This window comes from Acinetobacter sp. GFQ9D191M (genome assembly GCF_011174875.1).
Lineage (GTDB): Bacteria > Pseudomonadota > Gammaproteobacteria > Pseudomonadales > Moraxellaceae > Acinetobacter.
In genome coordinates, this window is sequence record NZ_JAALGV010000103.1 from 1 (window position 1) to 1,251 (window position 1,251).

Genomic DNA, 1,251 nt, shown 5'->3' on the forward strand with positions numbered 1-1,251 from the left:
CTTCAAGTTTTACTCTGCCTAGTTTTAAATTAAAGGCCCAGTTTTTGTTTCCAGCTTTGTAATAAGCTATGGGTGTCATGATCATTTGGATGAAAACCAGGTTTAAAGTACATCAGCATTTCTTTACCCATACCGGTAATAATTCCTTTAGATGGGCTATAACCATAAGTATAGATTTCTTTTAAAGCTTCAAGACTTAACTGACGGTCTTCTTTCAATAAACACAATACGAAGTAGCTTTGTACAAAGAATAGCGTGACCATCGCTGCAACCAGTGAAGTGGTACGCAGTAGATAAGATTTTAAACCTTTACCGAAAACACCTTCGAATACATCATAGGCCACGGCCTTATGTTCATTCTCTTCAATTGCATGCCAGAGCCACATGGTTTTCATGGTGTCATCTTTCATCAGTTCCTGAATATGCTGATTGGTCAGTAACTGAGATGCAATGGTCGCAGTAAAATGTTCTAGTGCAGTCGTCGCAGTGAGGTCGACCATTTCCTGGGTAATACCGACTGCCGCGAAGATTTTGCGTGCAGTTTGAATGACTCGGTCAGTATAACGATCTAGCGTATCAACATCATGGCCATGGCGTTGCGCTGAGGCATTAAAGCCAACATGTTCCTGGGTATGCATGGCTTCCTGACCAATAAAGGCAGAAATTTCTTTTTGCAATGCTTCATTGTCTTTAATTGCTGGGTGCTGACGTACAGCGCGAACAGAATCAATAAAGAATTTTTCGCCTGCCGGGAATAATGCAGAGAGTGCAGTCATAAAGTGAGTCAGTCCTGCTGAACCATTCATCCAGTATTCTGGCACTTGATCAAAATCAAAACTCATACGACGTACCGGAAAACTTGCGCCTGCACGATTGGTAATTTTCACTTGAGCATTCATACACTTACTCCCATCAGTTCTATATAGAGCTGAAATCTAATTATTAAAATTCTTATAGTTATATTACTGCGTTGAATTTTTCACATAAGGGTAGATAAGGTCAGTGAAATATCACTTAAGGACAGCTTGTAAATATATTGTTAGACAATTTAAATATGCTTGAAAATGAGTAGGTTGAATTTACAGATATAAAAAAAGCGTCCCAAAGGGACGCTTTTTTCACACAATCAGCGATTATGCAGTTACTTTAGCAACTACACCAGCACCAACTGTACGACCACCCTCACGGATCGCAAAACGTAGACCTGGGTCCATTGCGATTGGGTGAATTAGTTCTACTGACATTTCTACG

Annotated in this window: 1 protein-coding gene and 1 pseudogene; both read right to left on the reverse strand. The window is 40.0% G+C overall.

The features are described 5' to 3' along the window. Positions 1–29: 29 nt before the first annotated feature. On the reverse strand, positions 30–899 hold the full coding sequence (locus G5T77_RS14400; protein WP_159124596.1) for a metal-dependent hydrolase: 870 nt from the start codon (positions 897–899) through the stop codon (positions 30–32). Positions 900–1,133: 234 nt separating this feature from the next. After that, positions 1,134–1,251 (reverse strand): annotated as a pseudogene (locus tag G5T77_RS14405) (elongation factor Tu); the annotation flags it as partial.

What these genes read in the sequence shown, in the direction of transcription:
- G5T77_RS14400 (WP_159124596.1), bottom strand. Translation starts at nt 899, where the DNA reads ATGAATGCTCAAGTGAAAATTACCAATCGTGCAGGCGCAAGTTTTCCG.